Genomic DNA, 12,974 nt, shown 5'->3' with positions numbered 1-12,974 from the left:
CGCCGACGGTGTGCGGGCACTCACGCCTTGACCAGCCCTTCCGTACGGCCGCCGAGAGCCAGATAGACATCCTCCAGGCTCGGGGTGGCGAGCGTGAAGTCGTCCAGCGCGGCGAAGGCGGGGCCGCCGGTCACGGCGGCGACGGCCGCCCGAGCCTCGGCGGGGGCGAGCCGCAGCGACCAGCGGCGGCCCGTGGCCCGGGCCGTGTCGCGCAGCGCGGCGACCTCGGGGACGTGCAGGGGCGGCTCGGAGCGCCAGACCAGCTCGACGCGCACCTCGTCGCCGACCAGCTCCTTGAGCCCGGCGGGGGAGTCGCACGCGATGATCCGGCCCCGTTCCAGCACCGCGACCCGGTCCAGGACGGTCTCGGCCTCGATGACGTTGTGGGTGACGAGCACGACCGTCGTACCGCGCTCGGCGCGGCGGCGGTCGACGGCAGCCCACACGGCGCGGCGCGCCACGGGGTCCATGCCGGTGGTGGGCTCGTCCAGGACGAGGACGGGGCGCTCGCCGACCAGCACCGCGGCGAAGCAGGCCAGCCGGCGCTGCCCGCCCGAGAGCTTCTTCAGCGGCCGCCCGGCGATCGGGCCGAGGCCGAGCTCCTCGATGACGGCGTCGCGCTCGGTGCGGGCCGCGCGCAGGCCGAGCCCGCGCAGCCGGCCGGTGGTCTCGGCGGCGAGGGCGACGGTCAGCTCGTCCAGGGCCGTCGACTCCTGGCCGAGATAGCCCACCAGCCGGGAGGCGCGCTCGGGGTGGCGCACCAGGTCGTGGCCGAGGAGGTCGACGCTGCCCGCGTCGGGGCGGAGCAGGCCGGTGAGCTGGCGCACGAGCGTGGACTTCCCCGCGCCGTTGGGGCCGAGCAGCCCGAAGATCTCACCGCGCCGGACGTCGAGGTCGATGCCGTCACTGGCCCGTACGGCCGCCGTTCCGGGCGCTCCGCGGCGGCCGCGCGCGGCAGGATAGGTCTTGACCAGGCCGCGCACGGTGCATACCGCGCTGCCCGTCGCCGCCTGTGGTGCACCCGTCCTCACGAGCTATGAGGGTACGCGCTCGGCCGCGCCCCCTCGCGCTCGGGGCCGCGCGGCACGGCGCCCGGCGTCGTTTCCGTTCCGGGTCAGTCCCCGGCGGGCGCGTGCTCCGCGGCGGTCCGGGCGTCGATCTCGCGCCAGAACCCGGCCCTGATCGCATAGCGGTCGTGCTCGTCGATCTGGTCGTCCTTGTGCGCCAGCAGCCCGAACCGCGCCGCGTAGCGCAGCAGCTCGCCGTCGATGCGGTGCGGGATCCGCGGGTATTCGGTGGAGAGGTGCTGGAGGTGCACGGCGTCGGTGAGGCGCTCGGCCCAGCGGCGGGCGAAGACCTGGCCCACCTCGAAGGGGTCGCCGCCGACGGTGGTGATGTCCTCCTCGCGGTCGGCCCACCGCTGCTCGGCGCTGGTCAGCTGGGCGAGCATCGGCAGGGACGCCGTTTCGGGCGGCTCGCCGAGCCCGGTGCCCGCGCCGCGGTCGACCCAGCCCTTGTCGGAGGACCAGCGCAGGGTGGCGCTGGGGGCCAGGCCGGACGTGCCGCCGCCCGGCTGGCCCGCGCCCGCGGGCTGGCCCGAGGGCGCGCCCTGGGACTGGCCGGCGAGGCCGCGGGCGAGGCCCGCGAGGTCCTTGGGGGTGGGCACGCCCCGGGCCGCGGGCGTCTCGCCGTTCTCCTGGCCGCGCTCGGTGGTGCAGGGCGGGGCGGAGGCGGCGGGCCGGGCGCCGTTGCGCTCGGCGGGGCGGGGGTCCGCGGGGTGGGTCGCGGCGGCGGCCGCGGCGGCCGCCGCCGTCTCGGGCAGGGGCGCGGAGAGGATCGCGGCGATCTCGGGCCGGGGCGCGGGGGAGGGGGCGCAGGCGCCGGTGAGCTCCTTGGCGCGGACGGCCCGGGTGATCCACGTACGGTCCAGGACGCGTCGCTCGTCGGCCTCGGCGACGAGGTCCTCCGACTGGTTGTAGTCGCCGTCGGCGGCCTGGACGGCCCACAGGTGGACGGCGACTCCGTGCTCCTTGGCCGACATCAGGCCGGGCAGGAGGTCGCCGTCACCGGTGACGAGGACGATGTCGGAACAGGCGCGGTTGCGGGCGAGCTCGGTGAGCTCGGCGTGCATCGCGGCGTCCACGCCCTTCTGTGCCCAGCGGCCGTCGCTGCGGGTCAGGGCGCCCAGCCGGACGGTGACCCGGGGCATCACGCGCAGCCTGCGGTGCTCGGGCTGGGGGACCCGGTCGGGGGCGCCGTCGAACCAGTAGATCCGCAGCAGGGGCTGTTCCGTCTCGGCCTCGGCGCGTTCTCGGAGCCCCTGGATGAGCGTCGCGTGGTCCACGGTGATGCGGGACCGGGCGGGCTCGCCCGCCAGCAGGCTCGCGGCGGCGCCCAGCAGATAACCGGCGTCCACCAGGACGACGCAGCGGTCCACGTTCCACCCTCTTTCTGTCCGTCCAGAAGTGCGGTCGCCCCCCGGCACTGCCGTGCCCTGATTTTCCTTGGCTTTCCTGGAGTCTGCCCGACCGTGCGGGGGTTATCAGTCCGAACTGGATCTTCGGCGTGGCGGATACGGGCTGACCGCGATAAGTGCACCTATCACGCACGGTAATTACCCGAAATGCACGGTTCGCCAGTGCGTGCGAGGGTGACGGCAGGGGGTCGTACGGAAGTGGAGGCACTTCAGCATGGCCAAGAACAAGAACCGGAAGCAGCCGCAGTCCTCGAGCGCGGCCGAGCGCGGGCAGCAGCAGGCCAAGAGCTCCTCGATCGAGTCCCAGAGCGAGCAGCGGGCCACGCAGGTCACCCCGGGCGACATGGCGCGCAAGGGCAAGCAGAAGCGCTTCGGTCACAACTGAGCGGCGCCTGACCGATAACGGACGGCGCTCACCGGCGCCTTGGAGCACGAGGGGCGCGCCCGGACCATCCGGGCGCGCCCCTCGTGGGCGGTACCGCGCTCAGCCGGCCAGGCAGGACGGGCCGAGCAGCACCTTGAGGTCACCGAAGAGCGCCGGGTCGGGGTTGACCCGGTGCCGGTCCAGGCGCAGCACGGTCGTCTTGCGCGGGCCCTGGAGCTTGATGCGCACCTCGGTGGAGCCGCGGTGGTGGGTGAGCACCTGGCCCAGCTTCTCCACCATGGGCGGGGTGACCTTCACCGTCGGGATGGTGATCACCACGGGGGCGTTGGTGCCCGCGTTGGAGAGGTCGGGGACCATCAGCTCCATGGCGACCAGGCGCGGGATGTCCTCGCGCTTGTCCAGGCGGCCCTTGACGAAGACGACGGCGTCCTCGACGAGCTGGGTGGAGACCAGCTGATAGGTGGCCGGGAAGAACATGCAGTCGATGGAACCGGCCAGATCCTCGACGGTGGCGATGGCCCAGGCGTTGCCCTGCTTGGTCATCTTGCGCTGGAGGCCCGAGATGATGCCGCCGATGGTGACGATTGCGCCGTCCGCGTGCTCACCGCCGGTGAGCTGCGAGATGGCGGCGTCGGCCTTGTCGTTGAGGACGTGCTCGATGCCGAAGAGCGGGTGGTCGGAGACATAGAGACCGAGCATCTCGCGCTCCTGCGCCAGCAGATACGCCTTCTCCCACTCGATGTCGGAGAACTCCACGTCCAGGCCGAAGCCGGGGCCGTCGTCGGCGCTCTCGTCGCCCATGCCGCCGAAGAGGTCGAACTGGCCCTCGGCCTCCTTGCGCTTGACCTGCACCACGTTGTCGATCATCGGTTCGTAGTGCGCGGTGAGGCCCTTGCGGGTGTGGCCCATCTCGTCGAAGGCGCCGGCCTTGATCAGCGATTCGACGGTGCGCTTGTTGCAGACGACGGCCTCGACCTTGTCGAGGAAGTCGGGGAAGGAGCTGTACTTCCCCTTGGACTTGCGGCAGCGGATGATCGAGTCCACCACGTTCTGCCCGACGTTGCGGACGGCGGTGAGGCCGAAGAGGATCACGTCATCGCCCTGGGCCGCGAAGTTGGCCTCGGACTCGTTGACGTTCGGCGGGAGCACCTTGATGCCCATGCGGCGGCACTCGTTGAGATAGATCGCCGACTTGTCCTTGTCGTCGCGCACCGAGGTGAGCAGCGCCGACATGTACTCGGCGGGGTAGTTGGCCTTGAGAAAGGCCGTCCAGTAGGTGACCAGGCCGTACGCGGAGGAGTGGGCCTTGTTGAAGGCGTAGCCGGCGAAGGGCACCAGGACGTCCCACAGGGCCTGGATCGCCTGCTCCGAGAAGCCCTTCTTCTGCGCGCCCTCCTTGAAGAAGACGAAGTTCTTCGCCAGCTCGTCGGGCTTCTTCTTGCCCATGACGCGGCGGAGGATGTCGGCCTCGCCCAGGGAGTACCCGGCGATGATCTGGGCGGCCTTCTGCACCTGCTCCTGATAGACGATCAGGCCGTGGGTGACGCCGAGGACCTCCTTGAGGGGCTCCTCCAGCTCCGGGTGGATCGGCGTGATCTCCTGCTGGCCGTTCTTGCGCAGCGCGTAGTTGGTGTGCGAGTTCATGCCCATCGGGCCCGGCCGGTAGAGGGCCGAGACGGCGGAGATGTCCTCGAAGTTGTCGGGCTTCATCAGGCGCAGCAGCGAGCGCATCGGCCCGCCGTCGAACTGGAAGACACCGAGCGTGTCACCGCGGCAGAGCAGTTCGTACGTCGTCGGGTCGTCCAGCGGGATCTTCAGCAGGTCCAGCTCGACGCCCTTGTTGGCCTTCACCATCTTGACGGCGTCGTCCATGATCGTGAGGTTGCGCAGGCCCAGGAAGTCCATCTTCAGCAGGCCGAGCGACTCACAGCTCGGGTAGTCCCACTGCGTGATGGTCACACCGTCGGAGGCCCGGACCCAGACCGGGACGTGGTCGGTGATCGTCTCGCTGGACATGATCACGCCGGCCGCGTGCACACCCATCTGCCGGACGAGGCCCTCGACGCCGCGGGCGGTGTCGATGACCTTCTTGACGTCCGGCTCGTTCTCGTACATCCCGCGGATCTCGCCGGCCTCGCCGTAGCGCGGGTGGGCGGGGTCGAGGATGCCGGAGAGCGGGATGCCCTTGCCGAGGACGTCGGCGGGCATCGCCTTGGTGAGGCGGTCGCCCATCGCGTACGGGTAACCCAGCACGCGGGCCGAGTCCTTGATCGCGTTCTTGGCCTTGATGGTGCCGTAGGTGCCGATCATGGCGACCTTGTCGGCGCCGTACTTCTCGGTCACATAGCGGATCACCTCGGCGCGCCTGCGCTCGTCGAAGTCGATGTCGACATCGGGCATGGAGATGCGCTCGGGGTTGAGGAAGCGCTCGAAGATCAGGCCGTGCTCGATGGGGTCGAGGTCGGTGATGCCCATGGCGTAGGCGACGATCGAGCCGGCCGCGGAGCCTCGGCCGGGGCCGACCGCGATGCCGTTGTTCTTCGCCCACATGATGAAGTCGGCGACCACGAGGAAGTAGCCCGGGAACCCCATCTTGATGATGATGTCCATCTCGTACTCGACCTGCTTGAGGCGGTCGTCCGGGATGCCGTCGGGGTAGCGGCGGGCCATGCCGCGCATGGTCTCCTCGCGGAACCAGGTGACCTCGGTGAAGCCCTCCGGTACGTCGAACTTCGGCATCAGGTTCCGCTCCTGGAACCAGCCCTCGGTGTCGATCTGCTGGGCGACCAGGAGGGTGTTGGCGCAGCCCTCCTGCCAGGCGTCGGAGGAGTCGATGGCGTACATCTCCTCCGTCGACTTCAGGTAGTAACCGGTGCCGTCGAAGCGGAAGCGGTCCGGGTCGGAGAGGTTCTTGCCGGTCTGGATGCACAGCAGGGCGTCGTGGGCGGTCGCCTCGTGCGCGTAGGTGTAGTGCGAGTCATTGGTGACCAGCGGCGGGATGCCGAGCTTCTTGCCGATCTCCAGCAGGCCGTCGCGGACCCGGCGTTCGATCTCGATGCCGTGGTCCATCAGCTCCAGGAAGTACTTCCCCTCGCCGAAGATGTCCTTGTAGTCGCTCGCGGCCTGCACGGCCTCGTCGAACTGGCCGAGCCGCAGCCGGGTCTGCACCTCGCCGGACGGGCAGCCGGTGGAGGCGATCAGGCCCTCCGACCACTGGGAGATCGTCTCCTTGTCCATGCGGGGCCACTTGGTCAGCCAGCCCTCGGCGTAGGCGTCCGAGGACAGCCGGAAGAGGTTGTGCAGACCCGTCTTGTTCGACGCCCAGATCGTCTTATGTGTATAACCACCCGAACCGGACACATCGTCGCGCTTCTGGTGCGGCTGGCCCCACTGGATGCGCCGCTTGTTGCGCCGGGACTCGGGCGCCACGTACGCCTCGATGCCGATGATCGGGGTGACGCCCGCCTTCTTGGCCTGATGGAAGAAGTCGTACGCCCCGTGGAGGTTGCCGTGGTCGGACATCGCGATGTGGGTCATGCCCATCTCGTTGCACGCGTTGAACATGTCCTTGAGCCGCGCGGCACCGTCCAGCAGGGAGTACTGCGTGTGGACGTGCAGGTGCGTGAAGGGCGGCTTGGTCACGGTGGAAGACCTCCGGCGAACGGTCGGCGACAGCGGGGAGACAGCATTGAAGGTTACCGGCCCCCACTGACAAAGGAGGGCCCGCCGGGACGCCCCGGAGCTTTAGTCGACGTTTACCGGGGCCCATGACAGACTCGGCAGTCATGGACATTTCGGCGGCGGCCCCGAGGGCGGCGCGGGCGGCGGTCTTCACGGCGCTGTGCGTGCTGCTGTCCGCTGCCTCCCATGTGCTGCTGTCCGGCGTCGCCCTGCCCCTGCCGGCCGTCGCCGCGACCTCGGCCGCCGTCTTCGCGCTCGCCTACGCCCTCGCGGGCCGCGAGCGCCGCTTCGGCCACATCGCCGCCCTGCTCGTCCCCCTGGAACTGGCCGCCGACGCCGTCTTCACCACGGGACAGCGCACCTGCTTCGGCATGGACGGCCACCCCGTCCCCGGAGCGCTCACCGCGCTCTGCGGCGGGGGATCGATCGAAGGCCCCTTCGCGCCGGTCACCGGCCCGGACGCCGCCTCCTGGCTGCTCCTCGCCGGGCACGTCGCCGTGGGCCTGCTGGCCGCCGCCTGGCTGCGCCGCGGCGAGGCCGCCTTCGTCCGGCTGCTGGCCGCCGCCGGCGCGGCCGCCTTCCGGCCCCTCCCGCCGGCCGCCACCCCGCCTGCCGTACGGCAGGGCGGCGCGCGCGTACGGCCCGTGCGCCACGCGCGCGTGCCCGGCACCCCGCCCCGGCTGACGCACTCCGTCGTCCGCCGTGGTCCACCGCTCGGCGCCGCCCCCGCCTGAGCAGAAACGGACCACAGCACCCACACGGAGAAGTCACCCATGAGCAAGCGCAACAGCCAGCAGAACAAGCAGGCCGCCCGCGAGCGGCTGCGCGTCGAGCGCGAACGCCAGGCCAAGAAGGACAAGGTGCGCCGCCAGTTCGTCGTCGGCGGCTCGGTCGTCGCGATCCTCGCCGTCGCCGTGGGCATCGGCGTCGCCGTCTCGCAGACGGGCAAGAGCGGCTCGGACTCCACCTGGACGGCCGCCGCCAAGAAGGACCTCGTCAAGCCCGCCAACACCGCCGGTGACAAGGGCACCGAGATCGTCGTCGGCGACAAGAAGGCCAAGCACACCCTGGACGTCTTCCAGGACATGCGCTGCCCGATCTGCTCGGTCTTCGAGCAGAACGTCGGCGGGACGATCGAGAAGGACGTCAAGGACGGCAAGTACAAGGTCTCGTACCACGTCGCGACCTTCCTCGACCGCAACTTCGGCGGCGTCGGCTCCAAGAACGCCCTCAGCGCGCTCGGCGCCGCCCTGAACGTCAGCCCCGAGGCGTTCAGCGCGTACAACAAGGCCCTCTACTCCAAGGACAACCACCCGCAGGAGACGAAGGACGACTACGCCAAGGACGACGTCCTGCTGAAGATCGCGGACGAGGTCCCGGCGCTCAAGAACAACGCCGACTTCGAGAAGAACGTCAAGGACGGCACCTTCGACAAGTGGGCCCTGGAGGTGTCCGACGCCTTCGACACCCACAAGGACGTCACCGGCACCCCGACCGTCAAGCTCGACGGCGACAAGCTGACCGCGCCGGACGGCAAGAACGTCCCGATCACCCCGGACCAGTTCGCCAAGGCGGTCGACGGGAAGCTGAAGTCCTGACCCCTTCGGCCCCTTGCGCCCCAGGCGTCCCGTCCCCGCCACCGATGCCGAATCTTGACACGACACTTACCCGAGAGCGTGGCAAACTTCCGCTTCATGATGGAGGGGACGGGAGTTCGACTGAGGGTGTTGCGTGCGACGCTCTTCACAGCGCTCTGCGTCACGCTCTCCGCCGCCTCCCACGTCCTGCTCTCGCGGGCACCGCTGCCGCTGACCACCGTCGCCGTGCTGTACGCCGCGTTCTTCGCGATCGCCTACGCACTGGCCGGCCGTGAGCGCAGCTACGGCCGGATCGCCTCCCTGCTCATCCCGCTGGAGCTGACGGCCGACACCGTCTTCACCACCGGCCAGCAGGCGTGCTACGGGCGGGCGGGCGGCCCGATAGCGGGCCCGCTGCACTCCATCGGCGTGGACCTGGTCTGCCGCGGCGGCGACTTCGGCACCCCGATCGCCCACATGGCGGGCCAGGGCGGCCCCGCCACCGGCGCGGACTCCGCCGCCCTGCCCTGGCTGCTGCTCGCCTGCCACATCACCGTGGGTCTGCTGGCCGCCGCCTGGCTGCGGCGCGGCGAGGTGGCTCTCGCCCGGCTGCTGCGCGCGGTGGCCGCGTTCGCCTTCCGCCCGCTGCTGCTGGCCGTCGCCGCGCTCACCGCCGGCACCCGGCCCCACCGGGCCCCGGGCCGCCCCGCCCGCCGCGTCCTGCCCCCGCGCGCCCTCCCGCTCCTCGTCCACTCCGTCGTACGGCGCGGACCGCCCCGCTGCACAGCAGCAGCCGTCTAGCGGTCCCCACACCCCCGTACCTCACTGGAGAAGACATCATGAGCAACCGCAACAACCCCCAGAACAAGCAGGCCGCCCGCGAGCGGCTGCGCGCCGAGCGGGAGCGCCAGGCCAAGAAGGACAAGAGCCGCCGCCAGTTCTTCGTCGCCGGGTCGATCGTCGTCGTCCTCGCGATAGCGGGCGGCATCGGCTACGCCGTGTCCAACATGAAGGACAAGGGCTCGGGCACGGGCGAGTGGGCGGCCATGGCGAAGAAGGACCTCGTCAAGCCCGCCAACACCACCGGTGAGAACGGCAACGAGATCGTCATCGGCGACCCCAAGGCCAAGGAGACCCTCACCCTCTTCGAGGACGTGCGCTGCCCCGTGTGCGCCATGTTCGAGCAGAACTCCGGTGAGCAGCTGCGCCAGGACGTCAAGGACGGCCGCTACAAGGTCCGCTTCGTCATGGTCAACTTCATCGACGACGGCCCGTCCGGCGGCTCCGGCTCGAAGAACGCCGTCAGCGCCCTCGGTGCCGCGCTGAACGTCAGCCCCGAGGCGTTCGTCGAGTACAAGGAAGCGCTCTACTCCAAGCAGAACCACCCCGAGGAGACCGACGACGCCTACGCCGACAACAAGAAGCTCCTCGAGGTCGCCCAGCAGGTCCCGGCCCTCAAGGGCAACAAGGACTTCGAGAAGAACGTCGACGACCACACCTACGCCAAGTGGGGTCTGGAGATGGGCAAGCTCTTCGGCAAGAACGGCATCAACGGCACGCCGACGCTGCTGCACGGCGACAAGAAGCTGACCAGCCCCGGCACGCAGAACCCGCCGATCGCCAAGGAGGACTTCGCCTCGGTGATCGACAAGGAGTTCGGCCCGAAGAAGAAGTAGCGGACCACCGGCGGGAGGGCGGGACCCGGGCCCCGTCCTCCCGCTACCGGCCCCGGGCCACCGGTGCGAGGACCGCGTCCGTGAGGGCCGCCAGGCCGGCCGGGGAGAGCTCGACCTCAAGGCCGCGGCGGCCCGCGGAGACGCAGACGGTGGCGTACGACTCCGCGGACGCGTCCAGCACCGTCGGCAGCCTCCTGCGCTGCCCCAGCGGCGAGATGCCGCCCCGTACGTACCCCGTCGCGCGCTCGGCGGCCGCCGGGTCGGCCATCGCCGCGCGCTTGCCGCCCACCGCCGTCGCCAGCGCCTTGAGGTCGAGGGAACCGGACACCGGCACCACCGCCACGGTCAGCGCGCCGTCCACCTCCGCCACCAGCGTCTTGAAGACCTGCCCGGGATCGACGCCCAGCGCCTCCGCCGCCTCCTCGCCGTAGGAGGCCACGGCGGGATCGTGCGCGTACGCGTGCACCGTGAACGGCACGCCCGCCCGCTCCAGGGCGACGATCGCCGGGGTCCCGCCGGACTGCTGCTGCTTCTTCTGCTTCTTCACCGCGCCCCCCGGCCGCGCTCAGTTGGGGCTGGTCGGCTGCTGGGTGAGGTCCACCGCGGGCAGCGACGGCAGCTTGGCGATCACCGCGGTCTCGGCCCGCAGCACCTTCAGCTCCTCCGCGAGCCTGCTCGCGGTGTCGGGCGCCTGGAGCAGCCGCTGCTTCGCCGGGATGTCGAGCATCGCCGCGGCCGCGACCAGATACGACAGCACGGACGGCTCCCCGGGCAGATCCGCCTGCCCCGCGAGCGAACTCTCCGCCGCGCCCGCCAGCCGCTTCTGGTACGCGCGGAACGCCCGCACGACCCCGGTGGCCAGCGCGCCCGCCTCGTCGCCCTGCTCCTCCTCCAGATACTCCACCTCGCCCGTCAGATACGGGCCCGAGGCGTCGACGGACAGCAGCCGGAAGCGGCTCGTCCCGGAGGAGAGCACCTCGAAGGTGCCGTCCGCGCGCTCGCGGATCGTGGCCGCCTCCGCCGCACAGCCGACCGAGTAGAACGACTTCAGCGGATCGGCGCCGAAACCGGACGCCGCCCCGGGCTCCGGCCTGGCCCCCTCCGGCAGGCCCGGCGCGGTGGGCGCGACCTCGTGGCCGTCGCGGATGGCGACGACCCCGAAGCGGCGCGGCTCGTCCTCCGGCAGCTCCGACAGATCGCGCATCAGAGCGCGGTAGCGCTGCTCGAAGACGTTCAGCGGCAGGACGAGGCCGGGGAACAGCACGGTGTTGAGGGGAAACAGGGGGAGGCGAGCGGTGGTCACAGCCCGTAGCCTAATGGCCTGGGCGGTCGGCCGGTCGGGGGTTTTCCCCGCTGCCGTCCTTTCCGGCCCTCCCGTCCTTTCCGGCCCTCCCGGCCCTCCCGTCCTTTCCGGCCCTCCCGGCCCTCCCGGCCCTCCCGGCCCGCGCGCTCACTGGCGGCGCAGCAGGCGGGACGCCCCGGCCGCCACCGTCGTCGCCAGGATCCAGCCCAGCAGGATCAGGGCCGCCACCACCCACTGCGCCGTCCCCGTCGGCCGCCAGGACTGCCCCTGGCCCAAGTCGATGACCGGCAGCAGGAGATCCAGGGCGTAGAGCGCGGGATTCCACGCGGGCCCCTCGTGCTCCTTGACCGGCTCCAGCGGGTGGCAGGTGAAATAGACCGTGGCCGCCGCCCACAGCACCACCATCCACACCGCGGCCCGCCCCGGGCGGTAGCCGTACGCCACCGTCCAGTCCTGGAGGTACCCCCACGCCTTGCCCGCCGGCGGCAGCGTCTCCCGCCGTCTGCGCTGCTTGGCCAGCAGCACCTCCCGCGCCTCGGCGTCCTCACCGCTGTCCCGCAGGGCGCCGGCCAGCCGTTCGTACGGCTCCGGCGCGTACTCCGGGGTCGCGGCGGCCACCCACTCCAGCCGTCTGCTCAAGGGGAAGTGGCCCAGCGGTATCAGGTTCTCGTAGAAGAAACCGGCCATCACCAGCCCGCCGGGCCCCGGCCAGCTCTCCACCCGGTCGACGAGATTGACGACCCGGGCGCCCGACAGGACGACCCGGCCGCGCTGCGCCCACTCGCCGAGGAAGCGCAGCTCGGGCGTCTGGATCCGGCGCAGCGACAGCTCCTGGTCCGCCTCCAGCACGAAGCGCGCCTGGCTGAAGTCCACCGCGTCGCCGAACCGCCCGTCGTCCAGCCGCACCCCGCCCTGGCACTCGAAGCGCTGTGTCCTGGTGCCCCGCTCGGGTGTGGTGACGATGCCGTACGGAGGAGTGAAACCGCTCGCGAAGGCGGCGCTGCTGTACCCGGCCGTCGTCAGGTAGAGCGTGCGCTCGACGGTCATCTGCGGGGCGTTCAGCGCCCGCCGCCCGTACGGATTGCTGAGGGTGCTGCCGCGCAGGCTGAGCGAGACCCCTATGGTCGCGCCCCGCATGCTCAGCTCGCCGTACGACCGCATCAGCTCCGCCTGTAAGTCCTGCCCGACGGACATGCCGTCGGCGGCGATCGACATCCCCCGCCGGTCCCGGCGCACCACCAGCTGATTGAGCAGCAGGTCCGTCCCTATGCGGGCGTCGGTCAGGCGGATGCCGTTCTGCACGACACAGCGCGGCAGGTGCAGATCGCCCTCCGTCCGCAGCCTGGCGGCCTCCAGCCGGGGCATGGTGCAGCCGACCAGCCGCAGCGTGGTGAAGTGCGACTCCGGCAGCAGCAGCTGCCGGTCGAAGCGGCAGTTGAGCATCTCGACGTACGGGACGACGGTGCCGCCCGAGAGGTCGAGCGTGCCCGTGATCCGTACGCCGTTGAGCTTGAGGGCCGACACCCGGCCCGGCTGGGCGGGCGGCCCGTCGAGGAGGAGCAGGGCGACGATCCGGGCGCGCACGCTGCGCTCCGGGCCCCAGGGGTGCGGGCCGCCGGGGTCGTTGCGCTCGGGCTCCGGGGCGCGCAGGTCGTGGGTGCTGCCCATCCGGAAGGCCTGCCACATCCCCCATTCGGCGGTCGAGAGATCCAGCCCGGTGGGTGGTTCGCCGTCGTGCGGTTCGGTCACGGAGCGTGCCCCCTTCCGCCACGCATACCACTCGGTACCGTCCCCATTCCCGTCGCGTGACCGATTGAACACCCGTGGTGAGAGGTTCGCGTCGGCCGGCGGCGCGTATCACTGATTGGTACAGGGA

11 protein-coding genes are annotated in these 12,974 nt (G+C 71.2%); 5 read left to right on the top strand and 6 right to left on the bottom strand.

What is annotated here, in order from left to right:
• Window positions 1-20 precede the first annotated feature (20 nt).
• On the bottom strand, window positions 21-1,031 hold the full coding sequence (locus tag AB0435_RS14795; protein WP_366427165.1) for an ABC transporter ATP-binding protein: 1,011 nt from the start codon (window positions 1,029-1,031) through the stop codon (window positions 21-23).
• Window positions 1,032-1,114: 83 nt separating this feature from the next.
• A complete protein-coding gene (locus AB0435_RS14790) occupies window positions 1,115-2,437 on the bottom strand; it encodes an NYN domain-containing protein (RefSeq protein ID WP_366427164.1) in 1,323 nt (440 codons plus the stop codon).
• 253 nt (window positions 2,438-2,690) lie between these two features.
• On the opposite strand from AB0435_RS14790, the gene AB0435_RS14785 reads away from it, so the two are divergent.
• Complete coding sequence (locus AB0435_RS14785; RefSeq protein WP_366001959.1) at window positions 2,691-2,861, top strand: hypothetical protein; 171 nt, start codon at window positions 2,691-2,693, stop codon at window positions 2,859-2,861.
• A gap of 99 nt (window positions 2,862-2,960) precedes the next feature.
• On the opposite strand, the gene dnaE is transcribed toward AB0435_RS14785, so the two are convergent.
• A complete protein-coding gene (gene dnaE / locus AB0435_RS14780; protein ID WP_366001960.1) occupies window positions 2,961-6,503 on the bottom strand; it encodes a DNA polymerase III subunit alpha in 3,543 nt (1,180 codons plus the stop codon).
• A 125-nt stretch (window positions 6,504-6,628) separates the two neighbouring features.
• Between dnaE and AB0435_RS14775 the strand changes: the two genes are divergently transcribed.
• The 4 genes from AB0435_RS14775 to AB0435_RS14760 all read left to right on the top strand — a co-directional run bounded on the left by AB0435_RS14775 (window position 6,629) and on the right by AB0435_RS14760 (window position 9,795).
• On the top strand, window positions 6,629-7,276 hold the full coding sequence (locus tag AB0435_RS14775; protein WP_366427163.1) for a hypothetical protein: 648 nt from the start codon (window positions 6,629-6,631) through the stop codon (window positions 7,274-7,276).
• 39 nt (window positions 7,277-7,315) lie between these two features.
• Complete coding sequence (locus AB0435_RS14770) at window positions 7,316-8,140, top strand: thioredoxin domain-containing protein (protein WP_366001962.1); 825 nt, start codon at window positions 7,316-7,318, stop codon at window positions 8,138-8,140.
• Window positions 8,141-8,239: 99 nt separating this feature from the next.
• Window positions 8,240-8,920: a hypothetical protein gene (locus tag AB0435_RS14765; RefSeq protein WP_366427181.1), complete on the top strand. Its 681-nt coding sequence runs from the start codon at window positions 8,240-8,242 to the stop codon at window positions 8,918-8,920.
• 38 nt (window positions 8,921-8,958) lie between these two features.
• Window positions 8,959-9,795, top strand: coding sequence for a thioredoxin domain-containing protein (locus AB0435_RS14760; protein ID WP_366427162.1), 837 nt, complete (start codon window positions 8,959-8,961; stop codon window positions 9,793-9,795).
• 43 nt (window positions 9,796-9,838) lie between these two features.
• Here the strand turns inward: AB0435_RS14760 and ybaK are convergent, their stop codons facing one another.
• The 3 genes from ybaK to AB0435_RS14745 all read right to left on the bottom strand — a co-directional run bounded on the left by ybaK (window position 9,839) and on the right by AB0435_RS14745 (window position 12,847).
• The gene (gene ybaK / locus AB0435_RS14755) at window positions 9,839-10,342 is read right to left on the bottom strand and encodes a Cys-tRNA(Pro) deacylase (protein WP_366001964.1); all 504 of its coding nucleotides are present in this window, start codon (window positions 10,340-10,342) and stop codon (window positions 9,839-9,841) included.
• An 18-nt stretch (window positions 10,343-10,360) separates the two neighbouring features.
• Window positions 10,361-11,098, bottom strand: coding sequence for an LON peptidase substrate-binding domain-containing protein (locus tag AB0435_RS14750; protein ID WP_366001966.1), 738 nt, complete (start codon window positions 11,096-11,098; stop codon window positions 10,361-10,363).
• Window positions 11,099-11,245: 147 nt separating this feature from the next.
• Window positions 11,246-12,847 (bottom strand): oxidoreductase, encoded by a 1,602-nt coding sequence (locus tag AB0435_RS14745; protein WP_366001967.1) that lies wholly within the window; start codon window positions 12,845-12,847, stop codon window positions 11,246-11,248.
• Between the last annotated feature and the right edge of the window lie 127 nt (window positions 12,848-12,974).

The sequence above is a fragment of the Streptomyces sp. NPDC051173 genome, assembly GCF_040689515.1.
GTDB lineage: Bacteria > Actinomycetota > Actinomycetes > Streptomycetales > Streptomycetaceae > Streptomyces.
The sequence above is the reverse complement of the archived record's forward strand: the minus strand, read 5'-3'. Positions and strand labels throughout refer to the sequence as shown.